Source organism: Acidovorax sp. FW305-C-20-28, assembly GCF_058783375.1.
The window spans coordinates 17,300-33,615 of sequence record NZ_JBYSYM010000054.1; the positions used below are offsets into that span (position 1 = coordinate 17,300).

The 16,316-nt window shown below is 70.0% G+C and carries 13 protein-coding genes; 10 read left to right on the forward strand and 3 right to left on the reverse strand.

Going from position 1 to position 16,316, the window contains the following annotated elements; translation table 11 throughout:
* The first annotated feature begins 68 nt into the window (after window positions 1-68).
* From AC3WOH_RS33155 to AC3WOH_RS33165, 3 genes are all read left to right on the forward strand, one after another.
* On the forward strand, window positions 69-1,964 hold the full coding sequence (locus AC3WOH_RS33155) for a hypothetical protein (RefSeq protein WP_492233585.1): 1,896 nt from the start codon (window positions 69-71) through the stop codon (window positions 1,962-1,964).
* Window positions 1,964-3,328 (forward strand): alpha/beta hydrolase family protein, encoded by a 1,365-nt coding sequence (locus AC3WOH_RS33160; RefSeq protein WP_492233586.1) that lies wholly within the window; start codon window positions 1,964-1,966, stop codon window positions 3,326-3,328. The genes AC3WOH_RS33155 and AC3WOH_RS33160 overlap by 1 nt, the downstream gene beginning before the upstream one ends.
* Before the next feature lie 88 nt (window positions 3,329-3,416).
* The gene (locus AC3WOH_RS33165; protein ID WP_492233587.1) at window positions 3,417-5,519 is read left to right on the forward strand and encodes a UvrD-helicase domain-containing protein; all 2,103 of its coding nucleotides are present in this window, start codon (window positions 3,417-3,419) and stop codon (window positions 5,517-5,519) included.
* Here the strand turns inward: AC3WOH_RS33165 and AC3WOH_RS33170 are convergent.
* Window positions 5,516-6,445, reverse strand: a complete 930-nt coding sequence (locus AC3WOH_RS33170; RefSeq protein WP_492233588.1) for a LysR family transcriptional regulator — start codon at window positions 6,443-6,445, stop codon at window positions 5,516-5,518. The two genes, AC3WOH_RS33165 and AC3WOH_RS33170, sit on opposite strands and share 4 nt — an antisense overlap.
* Window positions 6,446-6,568: 123 nt before the next feature.
* Here AC3WOH_RS33170 and AC3WOH_RS33175 point away from each other — a divergent pair, with 123 nt between their 5' ends.
* From AC3WOH_RS33175 to AC3WOH_RS33195, 5 genes are read left to right on the forward strand one after another with little or no spacing between them, the layout of a single operon-like run.
* Window positions 6,569-7,405, forward strand: a complete 837-nt coding sequence (locus AC3WOH_RS33175) for an intradiol ring-cleavage dioxygenase (RefSeq protein WP_492233589.1) — start codon at window positions 6,569-6,571, stop codon at window positions 7,403-7,405.
* Window positions 7,406-7,409: 4 nt separating this feature from the next.
* Window positions 7,410-7,712, forward strand: a complete 303-nt coding sequence (locus AC3WOH_RS33180) for a YciI family protein (protein WP_492233590.1) — start codon at window positions 7,410-7,412, stop codon at window positions 7,710-7,712.
* The gene (locus AC3WOH_RS33185) at window positions 7,709-8,059 is read left to right on the forward strand and encodes a Dabb family protein (RefSeq protein ID WP_492233591.1); all 351 of its coding nucleotides are present in this window, start codon (window positions 7,709-7,711) and stop codon (window positions 8,057-8,059) included. Before AC3WOH_RS33180 ends, AC3WOH_RS33185 begins: the two co-directional genes overlap by 4 nt.
* Window positions 8,052-9,116: a maleylacetate reductase gene (locus AC3WOH_RS33190; RefSeq protein WP_492233592.1), complete on the forward strand. Its 1,065-nt coding sequence runs from the start codon at window positions 8,052-8,054 to the stop codon at window positions 9,114-9,116. The genes AC3WOH_RS33185 and AC3WOH_RS33190 overlap by 8 nt, the downstream gene beginning before the upstream one ends.
* Before the next feature lie 52 nt (window positions 9,117-9,168).
* Window positions 9,169-10,158: a Bug family tripartite tricarboxylate transporter substrate binding protein gene (locus AC3WOH_RS33195; protein WP_492233593.1), complete on the forward strand. Its 990-nt coding sequence runs from the start codon at window positions 9,169-9,171 to the stop codon at window positions 10,156-10,158.
* Window positions 10,159-10,311: 153 nt separating this feature from the next.
* Here AC3WOH_RS33195 and AC3WOH_RS33200 read toward each other — a convergent pair whose 3' ends face one another.
* Window positions 10,312-11,160 (reverse strand): sulfite exporter TauE/SafE family protein, encoded by an 849-nt coding sequence (locus tag AC3WOH_RS33200; protein ID WP_492233594.1) that lies wholly within the window; start codon window positions 11,158-11,160, stop codon window positions 10,312-10,314.
* A gap of 203 nt (window positions 11,161-11,363) precedes the next feature.
* Here AC3WOH_RS33200 and AC3WOH_RS33205 point away from each other — a divergent pair, with 203 nt between their 5' ends.
* Both AC3WOH_RS33205 and AC3WOH_RS33210 read left to right on the forward strand, forming a co-directional pair.
* Complete coding sequence (locus AC3WOH_RS33205) at window positions 11,364-12,284, forward strand: LysR substrate-binding domain-containing protein (protein WP_492233595.1); 921 nt, start codon at window positions 11,364-11,366, stop codon at window positions 12,282-12,284.
* Window positions 12,281-13,420, forward strand: coding sequence for a hypothetical protein (locus AC3WOH_RS33210; RefSeq protein WP_492233596.1), 1,140 nt, complete (start codon window positions 12,281-12,283; stop codon window positions 13,418-13,420). Before AC3WOH_RS33205 ends, AC3WOH_RS33210 begins: the two co-directional genes overlap by 4 nt.
* 10 nt (window positions 13,421-13,430) lie before the next feature.
* On the opposite strand, the gene AC3WOH_RS33215 is transcribed toward AC3WOH_RS33210, so the two are convergent.
* Window positions 13,431-16,040 carry an ankyrin repeat domain-containing protein gene (locus AC3WOH_RS33215; protein ID WP_492233597.1) on the reverse strand — a complete coding sequence of 870 codons (2,610 nt, stop codon included), beginning with the start codon at window positions 16,038-16,040 and terminating at the stop codon, window positions 13,431-13,433.
* Between the last annotated feature and the right edge of the window lie 276 nt (window positions 16,041-16,316).

Genomic DNA, 16,316 nt, shown 5'->3' on the forward strand with positions numbered 1-16,316 from the left:
ATTGCCTGGGCAATGCACACGCAGCGCCAGCCTGCGCCCATTTTTACTGCAACCTTGTGGAGACAACGATGAAGAAGAAAGCGACGACGACCACCCCCAGCAACAACGCCACCACCGCCCAGCCCGGCATGCCCTGGCGCCGCACCCTGCTGGGCCTGGCCGTGGCCACCGCCCTCACTGCCTGCGGCGGTGGCGGGCAGGCGCTGGTGGATGGGGGTGGCACCGGCTCGGGCGAGTTCACCATCAGCACGTACGAGCTGGCCAGCCGCGCCAAGGCGGTGCGCACGCCGGGCACGGCGGGTGTGGTGGTGGCGCCGGGCAGCAAGCTGGCCACGCAGTTCGGCGCGGCGGGGCCGGATTTGAACCGGGTGCGCTACACGCGCTACGGGCTGGCGGCCCATGCGGGCAAGCCGGTGGATGCGGTGCTGGTGGCCATGCCGGGCACACTGGCCGCCTCGCACAGCTATTTGATCCTGGCCGAGAACCTGGTGCGCCGCATGTGGGCCGACCACAAGGCCGTTGTGGAGGTATGGGGCGTGGACCGCCGCTCCGTGGCGCTGCAGGACATGGAGGGCCTGCAGATCGCCGAGCGTGAGCGCGATGCCGCGCTGGGCCTGAATTACCTGTACGGCGCCGAGCTGGGCCTGCCGCTGCCGGCCAAGCTCACGCGGCGCGCGGTGTTCCATGAAAGCCGCGAAATCCCCTTCCTCGCGGACTGGACGCCGCAGGTGCATTCGCACGACCTGGATGCGGTGGTGAGCGCCGCGCACACGGTGGCGCGCGATGGCAATGTGTTTCTGGGCGGGCATTCGGCGGGCACGGGCTTTGTGGCGCGCTATGCGGCCACGGACTTCAACCTGAGCGGCACGGGCGCAGCACAGCCGGGCTATGCCAAGCTCAAGGGGCTGGTGCTGTTCGAGGGGCCGGGCGGTGCGCTGGCCACCAGCGCACCCACAGCAGCGCAGCTCGATGCGGTGGAGCGCGCGGCCGATGGCGGGCTGTACGCGGCCGTGGCCTCGGGGGCAGAGCCGGGCTTTGTCTCGCGCCCGGGCCTCACGCCGCGCGTGAGCGCATCGACCGAGATCGCGGGCATGCAGATGGCCTTCGAGGGCACCATCAACGGCACGCAGGCGCTGCTGCAGCAAGACCAGGGGGGCGTGGCGGGCAACAACGTGTACGCGCGGCTGGCCGACTTCAGCAAGCGCGACTTTCCCGTGACGGCGGGCGCGGCCATCGGCACCTTCATGGACGATGACAACCTGCAGCGCACGGTGTTCTATTCCGTGTCGATGGGCGCCCTGGGCCCGGCGCGCGCCGATGGCCTGCGCACCTGGCTGGACAACACCGACCCGCTGCCCGCCGCCGCCTTCCGCGACTTCGGCCCGCAGCCCGCCACGCTGGTGGCCAACCCGCCGGCCTGGGGCAAGGAGGTGGAGCCCACCAACCTCAAGCGCCTGTCGCGCGCGCTGTACCTGGGCAACACCACCTACAGCGATTGGTACTACCCCAGCTCGGGCCTGCTGCTGGGCAATGCCGAGGGCAGCGGCGGCGCCAACCTGGGGCTGGACACCAGCGCCCTGTCGCTGCCCGTGGCCCAGGGCGGGCGCGGCCGCGCCGACATCGTGAACCAGACGCAGGCGAAGAAGATCAACATCCCCGTCATCGCGTTCGGCGGCACCAACGGCCTCACGCCCGTGGCCGGCATCTGGCGCGGCTTTGCCGAGGCCATCGCGCCCTGCGCAGCAGCGAGCTGCAAGGCCGGCATTGCGCGCACGCCCGCAGGCCAGGCCACGCTGGTGGCCAACCGCCAGTACGGCGGGGTGGATGGCGGCTTTGAGGTGCACATGAGCGAGGGCTACTCGCACGTGGACATCGTCACGGCCGATGACGATGCGACGAACAACGTGATCCGGCCGCTCGCGGCCTTCATGCAGCGCAATGCGAGCGCGGGGGCGGGCAAGTGATGCGGGGTCTGCTTCTGTCGCTGGCGCTGGGTGCTGCCACCACCTTGACCCATGCCGCCGAGCCCGCGCTGGACTGCCTGGGCCCGGTGCGGCACGAATCGCCCGCACCCGGTTCGGCCGAGTGGGCGCAGCGCGATGCCGACAACATGGCCTGCGCACGCCAGCGCATCGACGATTTTGCTGGCCAGCCCGCCGCGCTGTTCACGCCCGGCAAGACGCCCGCGCTCGATGCTTACCGCAACCCGGCCAGCCATGCCGGCAAGCGCTTTCGGTACACCGAGGCGAGCACACCGGCCGCATCGGGCAAGCCGATCGCCGTGGAGATCTACCGGCCCTGCGCCGCAGGCACCTGCACGGGCCTGCCGGCCGGGCTCAAGACCTTCGAGCCGCCCTACCCTGCGGTGGTGATCGTGCACGGAGGCTACAGCTCCAAGCGGCTGCACCGCTCAGCCGCACAGGTACTGGCCGAGGCGGGCTATATGACCATTGCCTTGGAGACCACGGCCCCCATGGGCACGCATGGGCCCGATGCGCAGAGCGTGGTGGACTGGCTTTTTGCCACCCCCAAAGCGCCGCTGGCGGGCGATGCAGCCCGGTTCTTCCCGCACTGGGACCAGCTCGATGCGCGCATGGCGGGCATTGCCGGCCACTCGCAGGGCGGCAGCACGGCCAGCCTGATCGGCCAGGCCGATAAGCGCATCGGCGCCATAGTGGCCTGGGACAACCTCACGGCGTTGAAGACCGGCTGGGTGGACAAGATCGGCATGGACCCGGCCGCAGATCTGGCGATCCGCACGCCCGCGCTGGGCATAGGGGCGGACTATTACTTCAAGATCGTACCCACCACCGAGCCCCCCGAACCCGCCAAGACCAACACCCAGGGCGGCCGCGGCCGGGGCACCGACGCGCACCCCAAGGACCCGGGCTACCAGGAGCTCAAGGCCGCCGGGGTGGACACCATGCTGGTCATGCTGCGCGCGGGCACGCACCTGGACTTCTCGCTCTTTGGCGGGCCGGCCAGCCGGTATGGCGAGGGCGTCATCAACTACTACACGCTGGCCTGGTTCGACCGCTACCTGAAGGGCGCGCACGACCCGGCGCTGGCGGCCGATGCCTTCAAGCGCCTCACGGCGCAGAGCTTCGACGACTCGGCCGACCGGCACAACATCAGCCAGGGGCTGTACGACAGCAAGGCGGTGGCGGCGGGCGAGGCCATCACCCAGGGCAACCGGCCATACCGGATCGCCGGCACGCCGGTGCGCGACCGGCTGTCGTTCTACTTCACGTCGCGCTGCGCGATCACCAAGCCCGGCAGCACAGCGCGGGTGGGGTCGGAGGACATGCGCGCGGCGGGGTGCCGGTAGCCTGGGCCCCACAAGCGCTACAGGGGCTTGTAGCGCGGGGGCTGGGTGCAGTCAGGGACAATGGCACCCCGCTCCGCACACCGATTCCATGCCCGCTCCACGCTCTCCCGCCCCCGCCTCTTCTCCCGCGCGCAGCTGGGCCCACGCCCGCATCACGGCCACGGCCGAGCAGCGGCGCGTGCTCGACTCCACGGCGCCGGCCATCGTCATCAGCGCGCTGGCGGGCACGGGCAAGACGACCACGCTGTGCATGAAAGCCTGCAACCTGCTGCTGCAGCAGGCAGGCAAAGCGGGGCAGGCCCGGGAACCGACGCCCATCTTGTTCCTGGCGTATTCGCGCGCCGGGGTCACGGCCATCCGCGACCGCATGCTGCAGCTGCACGGCGCCGTGCCGCGCAGCATGGAGATCCTGACCATGGAGCAGCTGTGCGAGGCGGTGCTCAAGGAACAGGGCGACCCGGTGGAGCGGCTGGACGACCCGGTGCGCCGGCGCTTTCTGATTCTGCAGGCGCAGCAGGCCCTGCGGCTGGAGCTGGAGCGCAGTGATGACCACGGTGCCAGCCTGGAGGATGACGCGCTGATGGCGCACGATGTGGACATCGATGCCTTTCTGGCCTTCGAGACGCTGGCCAAGAAGAAGCTGCTGGACCGGGCGCTGGAAGATTCGGGCCAGGACCTCGCCGCGTTTTGCGACGACCAGGGGCTGGATGCCGGCCTGTACCGCCTGTACGGCCAGTACGAGCGCATGCGCGTGGGCATGAACCACGAGCCCCGGTTCTACGCCGAGGGCGACTGCACTTTCGAGCTGTGCCGCCAACTGGGTGCGCTGGACTGGGACCAACCTCTCGATGCCCTGCGCGAGCGCTACAGCGCCGTGCTGTTCGACGAGCTGCACGACCTGGACGAGGGCGCGCTGATGGTGCTGCGCAAGCTGGTGCAGGGCGGCAACGGCCTCTTCGTGGGCGCGGGGGATTTCAACCAGCACATCCACGAGGGCTCGTTCTCGGTGTTCGGCTCGGGCCTGCAGCGCATGCGCGAATGCCTGCCGGCGGACACCGAGGTGCTGGCGATCAACACCACGCGCCGCTTCGGCGCGGAGATCTGCGCGGCGCTGAACCCGCTGTTCGACGTGGAGTTTGCGCCCATGGCGCAAAGCTCGGATGCGTTTGCGCACCTCACCTACGACAGCGACGAGCACTGCGCCGCGCAGCTGGTGGAACTGCATGGGCAGATCGTCAACGGCTGGGGCGCGCTGCAGGACGCCAAGGGCGACGGCAAGGGCACAGGCCAGAACAACAGCTCGCTCAACGTGGTGCTGCGCAGCCCGCAGGACAGCATCCTGCTCGAATGGGTGTTCGGCCACGAGGGCGTGCACTATGGCTGCCAGGGCATGAGCCCCTTCTACCTGCGCCGCGAGGTGGCGCTGGCCCTGGCGCTGATGTGGGCGCTGCAGGGCGATGGCGGCGAGCGCCACCTGACTCCGGGTATTGTGAGCGCTGCGGTGGAAGGCCTGCTGCACTACGGCCGGCGCACGGCGCGCAGCGGCGCGGCCGACGTGGACCTGCTGGCCCAGGGCCGTTTCGACGACGCGGGCTGGACCGACCTGCCCGGTGCCCAGGAAGGGCAGAAACTGGCGGCCACGCTGCACAGCAGCGCCACGCGCATGCGCCGCTACATTGCCCACGGCACCCTGGACCCGAGCGCGCCCGAGCTGGCCGATGCCTGTGCCCAGCTCATGGCGCTGGTGCCCGATGCGCGCGCCCCACTGCTGGCCGATGCAGGCCTGTTCTGCACCCACCCGCTGGTGCGCCGCATCTTTGCCGAGGCGCCCATCAACGGCGCCGAGCGCAGCGCCTGCCAGGCCAGCCTGCAGGCGCTGGCGGGCCTGGCCCACGGCCTGCCCGTGGCCGAGCTGCTGGGCCGCCTCACGCTGCTGGCCACAGCAAGCATCGCCATGCACCAGGCCAACGAGCCCATCAGCCTGCGCCTGCTGAGCGTGGAGGCCTGCAAGGGCCGCGAGTTCACCTTTGTGGCCGTGCCCTTTGTGGAGCGCGGGCGCTTTCCGGGGCCCGCGTCGCACCAGGAGGCCTACCGCGAGCGCAACATGCTCTACGTGGCCATGACGCGCGCACGCGCGGCGCTGTGGCTGGTGGAGAGTGCGGCCAAGCCTGTGTGGCCGGGGCCGGTCTAGCGCAGCCCCAGATAGCTGGTCCACTTGCGCTCGTAATCGTTCCTGGCGAACTCTTCGGCCATGAAGTCGATGAAGGAGCGCACCTTGGCCGACAGGTGCTTGCGGCTGGGGTAGGCGATGTTGATCTGGATGCGCGGCAGGTCCCAGTCGTTGAGCAGCGGCACCAGCCGGCCGGCCACGATGTCGTCGTAGACGATGTAGCTGGGCTGCACGAGGATGCCCAGGCCGCCCAGCGCGGCGGCGCGCAGCACCTGGCCGTCGTTGGATTCGAGCAGGCCCTGGATGCCCACCACACGGGTCTCGGTGCCGTTCGACAGGCGCAGCTCGTGCGCATGGTTGGCCAGCACATAGATCAAAAAGTCGTGGCGCGCCAGGTCTTCGGGCTCCTGCGGCGTGCCGCGCGCGGCCAGGTAGGCGGGTGAGGCGCAGAGCAGGCGCCGGGTGGAGGCGAGCTTGCGGATGGTGATGCTGCTGTCGGGCTCGAACTCGCGGTTGCGGATGGCCACGTCGATGCCGTTCTCGATCATGTCCAGGTAGCGGTTGGCGGCCTCGATGTGCACGCGCACGTTGGGGTAGCGCTGGTGGTATTGGGGCAGGCGCGGGGCGATCTGCTGCATGGAGAACGACAGCGAGGCGCTCACGCGCAGCACGCCCGAGGGGTTGAGCGTGCTGGAGTGCAGGGCGGCCTCGGCGTCCTGCAGCTCGGTGAGCGCAGTGCGGGCGCGCTCGTGGAAATCCTGGCCCTCGCTGGTCAGGTACAGGCGGCGGGTGTTGCGCTCCACCAACCGGGTCTTGAGCCGGCCCTCCAGCGCGGCCAGGTGGCGGCTGGCGGCGGGGTTGGACAGGCCCAGCGCCTCGGCCGCGCGGCTGACGCTGCCGAGCTCGGCCACTTTGACAAACAGCTCCAGCTCGGTGAGGCGGTCCATATTTCTAATTATCGGAAAACTGGTTTCCATTATTGCGTATTTATTCTTGATTTTGGAAATCATAAAGTCGGCTCCCAGAACAGACGGCCCACGCGGCCTACGTGGTACAGGAGACACGACCCCATGCGCAACCTCAACCAGGACAACATCACCCAGGCGGTGATCGCGAGCTTTTCGCAGACGGCGGACCCGCGCCTCCAGCAGGTGCTGATCAGCCTGGTGCAGCACCTGCATGCCTTTGCCCGCGAGGTGGAACTGACCGAGGATGAGTGGTTCAAGGGCATCGAATTCCTCACGGGCTGCGGCCACATCACCGACGACAAGCGCCAGGAGTTCATCCTGCTGTCGGACGTGCTGGGCCTGTCGATGCTGACCGTGGCCATGAACAACCACAAGCCCGAGGGCTGCACGGAGGCGACCGTTTTCGGCCCCTTCTACGTGAAGGACGCGCCGAAGTACGCACTGGGCGCCGACATCGCCAACGGCGCCAAGGGCACGCCCTGCGTGGTGCGCGGCACGGTGAAAAACACCGCGGGCGAGGCGATTGCGGGCGCCGTGCTGGATGTCTGGCAGTCCGACGAAGACGGGCTGTACGACGTGCAGCACACCGCCCTGGCGCAGGCCCAGGCGCGCGGGCAGTTGCAGGCCGATGGGGCGGGCGCCTTCCACTTTCGCTCCATCGTGGCCGTGCCCTATGCCATTCCGCACGACGGGCCGGTGGGCGCCATGCTGCAGGCCACGGGGCGCCACCCCTGGCGGCCGGCGCACCTGCATTTCATGGTGCAGGCGCCGGGCTACGAGACGCTGATCACCCACGTGTTCCGCAGCGACAGCGACTATCTCGATTCGGACGCCGTGTTCGGCGTGCGCCAGTCGCTGGTGTGCGATTGGGCGCAGCAGGCCGATGGCAGCTACCTGCTCACCTACGACTTCGTGCTGAACCCCGCCAAGGAGGGCTGAGGCCATGCTGTTCGCCTTTTGGCTCACCGACCGGCCCGGCGCCGGTGACCTGCGCCAGCGCGTGCGCCCGCAGCACAAGGAGTACCTGGCCCGGGTGCAGGAGCGCATCGCGTTTGCCGGGCCGCTGGTGCAAGACGGCGACGGCAGCACGATGGTGGGCAGCCTGCTGGTGATCGACTTCGAGTCGCGCGATGCGGCCATGGCCTGGCTGCGCGATGAGCCCTTCACCCAGGCGGGCCTGTACGCGAGCAGCTCCGTCCACGCCTTCATCAACCTCTGGCCCCAGAAGACGGGGTTCCCCGCATGAGCAGCACCCTCCAGCAACAGACCATCCGCCACATCGTGATGTGGAACGTGCAGGGCGGCACGCCCGCCGAACGGCAGCACAACATCGAGCGCCTGTGCGCCAGCTTCGACAGCCTCAAGGGCCGCATCCCCGGGCTGCGGCACCTGGAGATCGGCGTGGACGTGAGCCGCACCGACTATGCCTGCGACGTGGTGCTGTACAGCGAATTCGAGTCGCCCGAGGCGCTGGCCGCCTATGCCGAGCACCCCGAGCACCTGCGCGTGAAGCAGGAGCTGGGTGCCATGCGCATCGCCCGCCACCAGGTGGACTACCGCGTGCCTGCAACAGGGAGCAGCCGCCATGCATGAATTCACCTACCGCCCGCAGTCGCCGCGCACGGTGTTCGGCGCGGGTGCGCTGGCCCATCTGGAGCGCGAGATTGACCTGCTGGGCGCGCAGCGCGCGCTGGTGCTGTGCACGCCCGGGCAGGTGGACCAGGCGCAGCAGGTGGCCGAGCGGCTGGGAGCGCGTGCGGCCGGCATTTTTGCGCGGGCCGAGATGCATGTGCCCATCGAAGCCGCGCGTGCGGCACGGGACGAGGCGCGCCGCCTGGGGGCGGACTGCGCGGTGGCCATCGGCGGGGGCTCGACCATCGGGCTGGGCAAGGCCATTGCGCTCGAATCGGGCCTGCCCATTCTGGCCATACCCACCACCTATGCGGGCAGCGAGATGACGCCGATCTACGGCATCACCGAGGCGGGCCTCAAGACCACCGGCCGCGATGCGCGCGTGCTGCCGCGCACGGTGATCTACGACCCGGCGCTGACCCTGTCGCTGCCCGTGCCGCTGAGCATGACCAGCGGCATCAACGCCATCGCCCATGCGGTGGAGGGCCTGTACGCACCGGACAGCAACCCCATCATGGACCTGATGGCCGAGGAAGGCATCCGCGCGCTGGCCCGGGCACTGCCCGCCATCCACCTGCGCGCCGACGACATGGAGGCCCGTGGCGATGCGCTGTACGGTGCCTGGCTGTGCGGCAGCGTGCTGGGCAATGTGAGCGTGGCCCTGCACCACAAGCTGTGCCACACGCTGGGCGGCAGCTTCAACCTGCCGCACGCCGAGACGCACACCGTGGTGCTGCCGCATGCGCTGGCCTTCAACCTGCCGCAGGTGCCCGCGGCGGCCGCGCGCATCGCCCGCGCACTGGGCGGCGTGGCGCCCCACACCGTGGCGGGCGCGCTGTACGACCTGGCGCAGTCTGTGGGCGCGCCGGTAGCACTGCGCGAGCTGGGCCTGCGCGAGGCCGACCTGGACCGCGCCTGCGACCTGGCCCTGACGCACCAGTACCCGAACCCGCGGCCGCTGGAGAAGGCGCCGCTGCGCGAGTTGCTGCAGCGCGCCTACGAAGGCCAGAGGCCCTGAGCCACAGGACAAGCACCAAACCACCGACAACCATTCCAAAGGAGACAACGCCATGACCAAGAACGCACCGCACACCCAGCGCACCCGCCGCCTGCTGGGCCTGGCCCTGATCGGCCTGGCCTCGGGGCTGGCCGCGCCCGCCCAGGCGCAAGAGAAGTACCCGAGCCGCACGATCAAGGTGATCGTGCCCTTTCCGGCCGGCACGGCGCCGGACGTGATGGCGCGCTTCTGGGGCGAGCGCCTCGGAAAGGCGCTGGGGCAAAGCGTGATCGTGGACAACAAGCCGGGCGCCAGCACCATCGTGGGCACGCAGCAGTTCGTGGCGGCGCCGGCCGATGGCTATACCTTTCTGTACACGGCCAGCGGCACGGTGTCGATCAACCCCTTTGCCTACAAGAAGCTGCCCTACCAGGTGGGCGACCTGGTGCCGGTGATCCAGACCCTGTCGATCCCGCTGGTGATCACGGTGGCCAGCGGCTCGCCGTACAAGGCGCTGCCCGACCTGATCAAGGATGCCAAGGACAACCCCGGCAAGCTGAGCTATGCCTCGTACGGCGTGGCCACGGCGCCGCATGTGTCCATGGCCTATTTTGCGAACAGCGCGAACATTGCCCTCAACCATGTTCCCTACCGCGATGGCGGGCTCAACGACATCGTGGGCGGCACGGTGAACACGGCCTTCAGCCCGATTGCGGACGTGCTGCAGTTCGTCCGCACCGGCCGGGTGCGGGCGCTGGCGGTGTCGAGCAAGCAGCGGCTGGAGTCGCTGCCCCAGGTGCCCACGGTGGCGGAGTCGTTCCCGGGCTTCGAGGGGGATTCATGGCACGGGGTCTTTGCCCTGAAGGGCACGCCGCAGGCCGCCATCGACATGGTGGCCGCCGCGTCGCAGAAGATCGTGGCCTCCGATGAATACAAGAAGTACCTCTCCAGCATGGGGCTGGTGCCGATTGGCGGCACGCCGGAGCAGTTTGCCGGCGTGCTGCAGTCGGACAGCAAGCGCTGGATGGATGTGGTGAAGAACAACCACATCACGCTGGATTAGGCAAAGCACCCCCTGAGTCGCTTCGCGCCTTCACCCCTCTCTCGACTCGCTGCGCGAGTCGGGAGGGGGACGCCCCCAGCGCATGCGCTGGATACGCCGCCTTCGCGGCGGGGCGGCCCTTGCGCGGGGGCACTGGCTTGGGCCGCGCCAGTTTCACATGCCGCGAGCGGGCTGTTCGGCCATGGAGGAGAGCGCTGCTCCGCCGCCGCCAAGGCGCAGCGCCCCCTCGCTCTCGCCGCTGTGCGATGCAAAGCCGTGCCAGGCCAGCGCGTCGGCCACCATGTAGACGCCCAGCGCCAGCAGGCCCACCATCAGGCAGCGGCGAAACCACACGGCCGGCAGGCGCTGGCGGATGCGGGTGCCCAGGGCCATGCCCAGCAGCGCGGGCAGCAGCATCCAGGCCGAGAGCACCAGGGTGCTGGCCGGGTAGCTGGCATTGAGCGCCAGCCCGCCCGCGAGAGCGATGGTGGAGACAGTGAAGCAGATGCCCATGGCCTGCACCAGCGCGTCCTTGTGCAGGCCCAGCGCCTGCAAATAGGGCACGGCGGGCACCACGAAGACGCCCGTGGCGGCGGTGACCCAGCCCGTGATGAAACCCACCAAGGGCGAGAGCCAGCGCTCCACCCGCGGCGTAACGGCCGGCAAGCGCGCCCCCACAAGGCCCCAGCAGCCGTAGGCGATGAGGGCCGCGCCCAGCAGCGCGCGCGACCAGGCCCCCGCCGGCGCCCCGATCACCCAGGCCCCGAGCCAGGTGCCCAGGCAGGCGCCGATCTGCATGCCCGAGAGGCGGCGCAGCAGCGGGCCCAGCGTGGACCAGGGCCGCAGCTGCCAGACATTGGTGATGAGCGAGGGCACGATGAGCAGGGCCGCCGCCTCGGCCGGCGCCATCATCAGCGCCAGCAGGGCCATGGAGACCGTGGGCAGCCCCAGGCCGACAACGCCCTTGATGCCGCCCGCGAGCCAGAAAACCGCGGCAGCGCCCAGCAGCCAGCCGCCCGTCATGCCTGCCACCCGCCAGGAGCGGGCGATGCAGGACCATTGTGAAATTGCATCAGATCCATCGGGGTGCCTCCTTCAATGCCCACTCGATGCGGCGGGTCGTGCCGCCATTCTTGGCAAGATGCACGGCGCTGAAAATGCGGAATGCGCCCCACCCAGCCTCAGGCGCAGCCGAAGGCAACGCGCAACTGTGGTACGTTGTTGCCATGCGCTTTGACCTGACCGATCTGCGGCTGTTCGTGAACGTGCACGAGGCCGGCACCATCACCGGTGGGGCCGAGCGCAGCCACATGGCACTGGCTTCGGCCAGCGAGCGCATCCGCGGCATGGAAGACGCGCTGGGCGTGCCCCTGCTGCTGCGCGCCCAGCGCGGCGTGGAGCCCACGCCCGCGGGCCACACCCTGCTGCACCACGCGCGGCTGGTGCTGCAGCAGATGGAGCAGTTGCGCGGCGACCTGGGCGAGTACGGCACGGGCCTGGCGGGCCAAGTGCGCGTGCTGTGCAACAGCTCGGCGCTCAGCGAGTACCTTCCGCAGGCGATAGCCGGCTTTCTGGCGCGGCACCCGCGCATTTCGGTGGATGTGGACGAGCGCTCCAGCCAGGAGGTGGCCGACGCGGTGCGCGCCGGCCTGTGCGACATGGGCCTGGTGTCCGACGCGGTGGACCTCGACGGCCTGGCCACCCATGCGCTGCGGCCCGACCCGCTGGTGCTGGTGGTGCCGCAGGGGCACGACCTGGCGGCCCGGCGCAGCGTGGTGCTGGCCGAGGTGGCCCACCTGGACTTCATCGGCCTGGCCGAAGGCAGCGCGCTGCAGGCGCTGGTGGTGCGCCATGCGCAGCGCCAGGGCCGGCGCCTGCGCTACCGGGTGCGGCTGCGCCAGTTCGAGGCCGTGTGCCAGCTGGTGGGCCTGGGGGTGGGCGTGGGCATCATCCCCCGTGCCGCCGCAGCGCGCCACGCCCGCGCCCAGCGCGTGAAGGCGGTGCGCCTGACCGATGCCTGGGCCGAACGCAGCCTGGTGCTGTGCCTGCGCACGCTGCAAGATTTGCCACAACATGCGCAGCAGTTGGTGCACCATCTGCTACCCGCTGCGCACAATGCCGAATCCTCTTTCACACCTGCACCATGAGCTACGACCTTCGCGTTTGGGAACAACCGGCCGGCCAGGCCACCCCGGCCTCCTTCGAGGAAGTGCTGCGCACCTGGTTTGCACTGGAACTGGAGGCCCCGGCGCCCCGCCCCCGGTTCGCGGCCCTGGCCGCGCAGATGGTGGCTTACAAGGGCTGCGGCGAGGCCCCCTGGGCCAGCGATCCGTTGGCCGATGCGAAGGCCTGCACCAAGGCCGTGTGGACCTTCCAGCTGCCCGAGGCCAACCGCGTGCAGTTGCTGCGCGTGGTGGCCAAGCACGCCAATGCGCTGGGCCTGACGGTGCTGGATGACCAGCAGGGCCTGGCCCTGGTGCCGCCCGACCGCGTGCTGCCGCCCGAGCGCGCCGGCTTCTGGCTGGAGACGGCCCAGGCCGTAGAGGAACCCACCCGCGAGGCGGCGGCGCCCCTGACCCTGGCGCTGCAGGCATCGCGCGACGAGATGCGCGCCGCGCTCAACGCCCTGCTGCTGCAGCATGGCTTCATTGCGCCCCGGCTGGCGCTGGGCCTGCCCTACTACCGCGCGCAGGCAGAAGCCACGTATTTCCGGGCCACCCCGGTCGGGGGCCAGAGCGTCACCCTGCTGAGCACCACGGTCAACAACGTGCCCTGCCTGGCGGTCGACATCAATGTGTTCAGCGAAGAGATCGCCGCCATCCAGCGCGCCATCTTTCCAGAGCAGGACGAGATGTTCTTCCGGCGCCAGATGAGCTTCTGGGTTGGCATCTTCCAGGGCGTCTATGCCTATGTGCCCGTGCGCACCCAGGCCGAACTGCAGCGCATGGTGAGCGAGGTGCAGGACCCGGTGGGACCGATCCTGGAGATGACCCGCACGGCCCCGGACCTGCACGCCGTGATGTCGGGAACGCCCGCTTTCCCACTGCCTGCGCCCAAGAATCCCCAGGCCGCCAAGAGCCTGGCCGAGCACGTGCACCAGAGCCCCGGCTACGCAGCGCTCATCAGCGCCTGGCTGTACGGTGGCAAGCAGTTCCAGGCGGTGGCGCAGTACAAGCGCGCGAGCGACGAGCGCACGGCGGCACCCGCCATGAAAGCCACGGCGGTCCAGCGGGTGGACCGGGTGCTGGACTACCTGCAAAAGAACGTGCTGCGCAAGGCTTAGTGTCCTGACCTCATCGGGCTGTCCGCTCCAACAACCACTGCTCCGCCTCGGCCTGCTGCTTGAAGCGCGCCCAGTCGAGCGCGGTCTTGCCATGCGGATCCTGGCGCGCCAGGTCGACGCCGCGCGCCTCGAACCACTGCAGCGCCTGCACCCTGCCCCGGCCCGCGGCCAGCATGGTGGGGGTCTCGCCGCGGCTGGCGGGGGCAGGCTCGTCGATGGCCTGGCCGCGCGCGGCCAGCCAGTCCAGGCAGGCGATGCAGCCGCTTTGCGCCGCCATGTGCATGGGGCCCCAGTCCCAGCGGTTGCGCGCCGACAGGCTGGCCCCCGCCTGCACCAGGCGCTCGGCCGCGGCCAGGTGGCCGCCGTAGAAGGCGCGCAGCAGGGCGGTGTCGCCGCGCTCGCTGTCCTTCTGGGTCTGGCGCAGGTCGGGCCGGGCGCCGGCGGCCAGCAGGGCCTCGATGTGCTCCATCTGCCCGCGGTGGGCCGCCAGCATGAGCACGCTGGAGCCATTGGGCGCCAGCAGGTTGGGGTTGGCGCCCGCCGCCAGCGCGGCGCGCAGGGCCGGGGCATCGCCCGCGTTCTGGGCATCGAGCAGGCGGCCGTCCACGGTGGAATAGGTGACCGCAGGCGGGGCACCCGCTACCTTGTCTGCTGGCCGAGGCCCCCACAACGACCATGCCAGCGCAGCAGCCAGCAGCAACGCCCCCCACGCCGGGCGTGAATGCGCGCTGCGCACCGGCCGTGCGGCCCCCGGGCTGAAGCGCCCCTGGCGGTGCCCCCAGGCCTGCGCGATGGACTGGCCCACGGCGGTGGCGGCGGCATCGCCGGCCACGCCGGGTGTGAGCCGCACCAGCGTGCCGCCCGTTTCGCGGGCGTACACGGCGTAGTAGCGCTCCTCACTGCCGCCGCTGCCGGTGGAGTAGAGCAGCTTGTGCACCAGCTGCTGGCTGGCCTGGCCCGGCAGGGCCTGGGTGCGTGACCAGAGCCAGGAACGGCAGCGCACCACAATGCCCTCGTCGCGCACCGCCAGCTCCCAGCGGCGCGTGGCGGCATGCAGCACAAAGGCGGCCAGCGCCCACCAGGCGAGGCCGGCGAACAGGAAGGAGCGTGGCAGCACCAGGCCCTGGGCACCCCAGCGGCCGTTGATGGCGCCCTCCACCACCAGGCCGGCCAGCACCAGGCCGGCGGCCCAACGCCAGCCCGTCTGGGCAAAGCGGTAGTGCCAGCCCTCGGCGGTTTCGTGCAGCGTGACCGAGGCGGGCAGGATCACCGGGCCACGTTCATCGTGGTCCTGGTCCGTATCGACGCCCGCCTCCCCGCTGGTGGCAGGGGCGACCGGGATGGGGGTCTCCTGCTTCCAGGCGGCGCGCCGGTCGAAGCGGTCGGGTGGCTCACTGCCCGCACCGCCAAAGCTTGGTACTGCGGCCTGCACGGGCAGGTCGTAGGTCAGCTCCACCCCACCACCGGGGCCGTGCAGCAGCTCCAGCCGCCAGTCCACGCGCTCGCCCGAGCGCTGCGCGCCGTGCGGAGGCGCATCGGCCGGCAGGTTGAAGCGAGCGCTCACGCGCAGGCCGGCGTCAGCCGTGCGCTGCACGCGTGCGGCCTCGGTGAACGACTCCACGCAGCGCTCGGGCGAGCCCGAGCTCGACTCGTCCACCCGGTACTGGGCCAGGCGCAGTTGCAGGGCCTGGTCCTGCTGGTAGGCCGCGGCACGCTCGGGCAGCAGCAGGGTGGCCTCCAGCGGGTGGCCTCCGCGCGGCTGCGAGGGCAGCAGCGTGAGCGCCGCGCCCGCGTAGCGCCAGGCCATGTGGGTCTGGTGCAGTGCCAGGCCGATCAGGCCTACCCCCACCATCACGAAGATCGAGATGAAGGCCTTGGCATACCCGGGCGCGCCGCTGCTGGTCCACAGCATCGCGGCCATGGGGAAGGCGATGCCGCACCAGAAGAGGGCGAAGAACCAGATGGCCCCGACCGACTTGCTCGCGCCGCCCTTCACCAGAGCGCCGGGTGCGGCTCCAAGCGAGGAGCGCTGCGCTTCGGCGCCATCGCCACCCCGGCCTCGGCCCAGGCCCAGCAGCAGGACCACGAAGAAGCCGGCCGCGACCACCCCCACTCCGGTGAAGACCAGGGCAAAGGGCAGGCGGAACAGCTGCAGCTGCCAGCGGATGGAGGGGTCGATGAGGGCGCGTGTGGGGTCGTGTGGATCGACCAGCACGGTGATGCGCTGGCCCCGCTCCTTTGCGGCCTGCAGGCGCCGGGCCCAGTCGCGCGACCAGTCGGCAGCGATGTTGTCGGAATAACCCGCGGGGTCCAGCCCCAGCTGGGTGCTTTGGTAGGAGCGGCCACCCACTTCGTAGCGGTAGCGCACCAGGGCCTCGTAGCTCGGGCCGTCGCTGCTGGGGTGGGTCTTGAGCTCGGCCGACAGCACCTCGGCCTGCACGGTCTGCCAGCTGCGTGCGTCGAGCGCCAGGCGCAGCGTCTGCACCAGGGGCTTGAGGCCTGCGGCGTAGCCGCCCAGGCCAAAGGCCACTGCAAACACCGCGCTGAACAGCAGCAGCATCAGGCGCTTGCCCAGGCTGTCTGCGGCCTTGCCGCTGGGGGAGTTTTCCTCTCTTGCCATGGATGTACCTCCATTTCCTTTGTTGTTATGGGCCAAGAATGCGCCCCAATCATGACATTTGCATGACAAACACAAGGCAATGGCATGTCTGCAACATGACCCGGCTGGCCTCCCCCATGCCAGCGACTATTTCCAAAACTGGAACAGACAGTTCGTGACTGGGTGGTTTTTCTCTGAACACCTGAGGCGTACAGTTCATCCCATCGATGAGCCGAACCCGCAAGGCGACTCACCGAACCCGGTTCAGGAATGGTTTCTGTCCCGGTTTTATTGAGA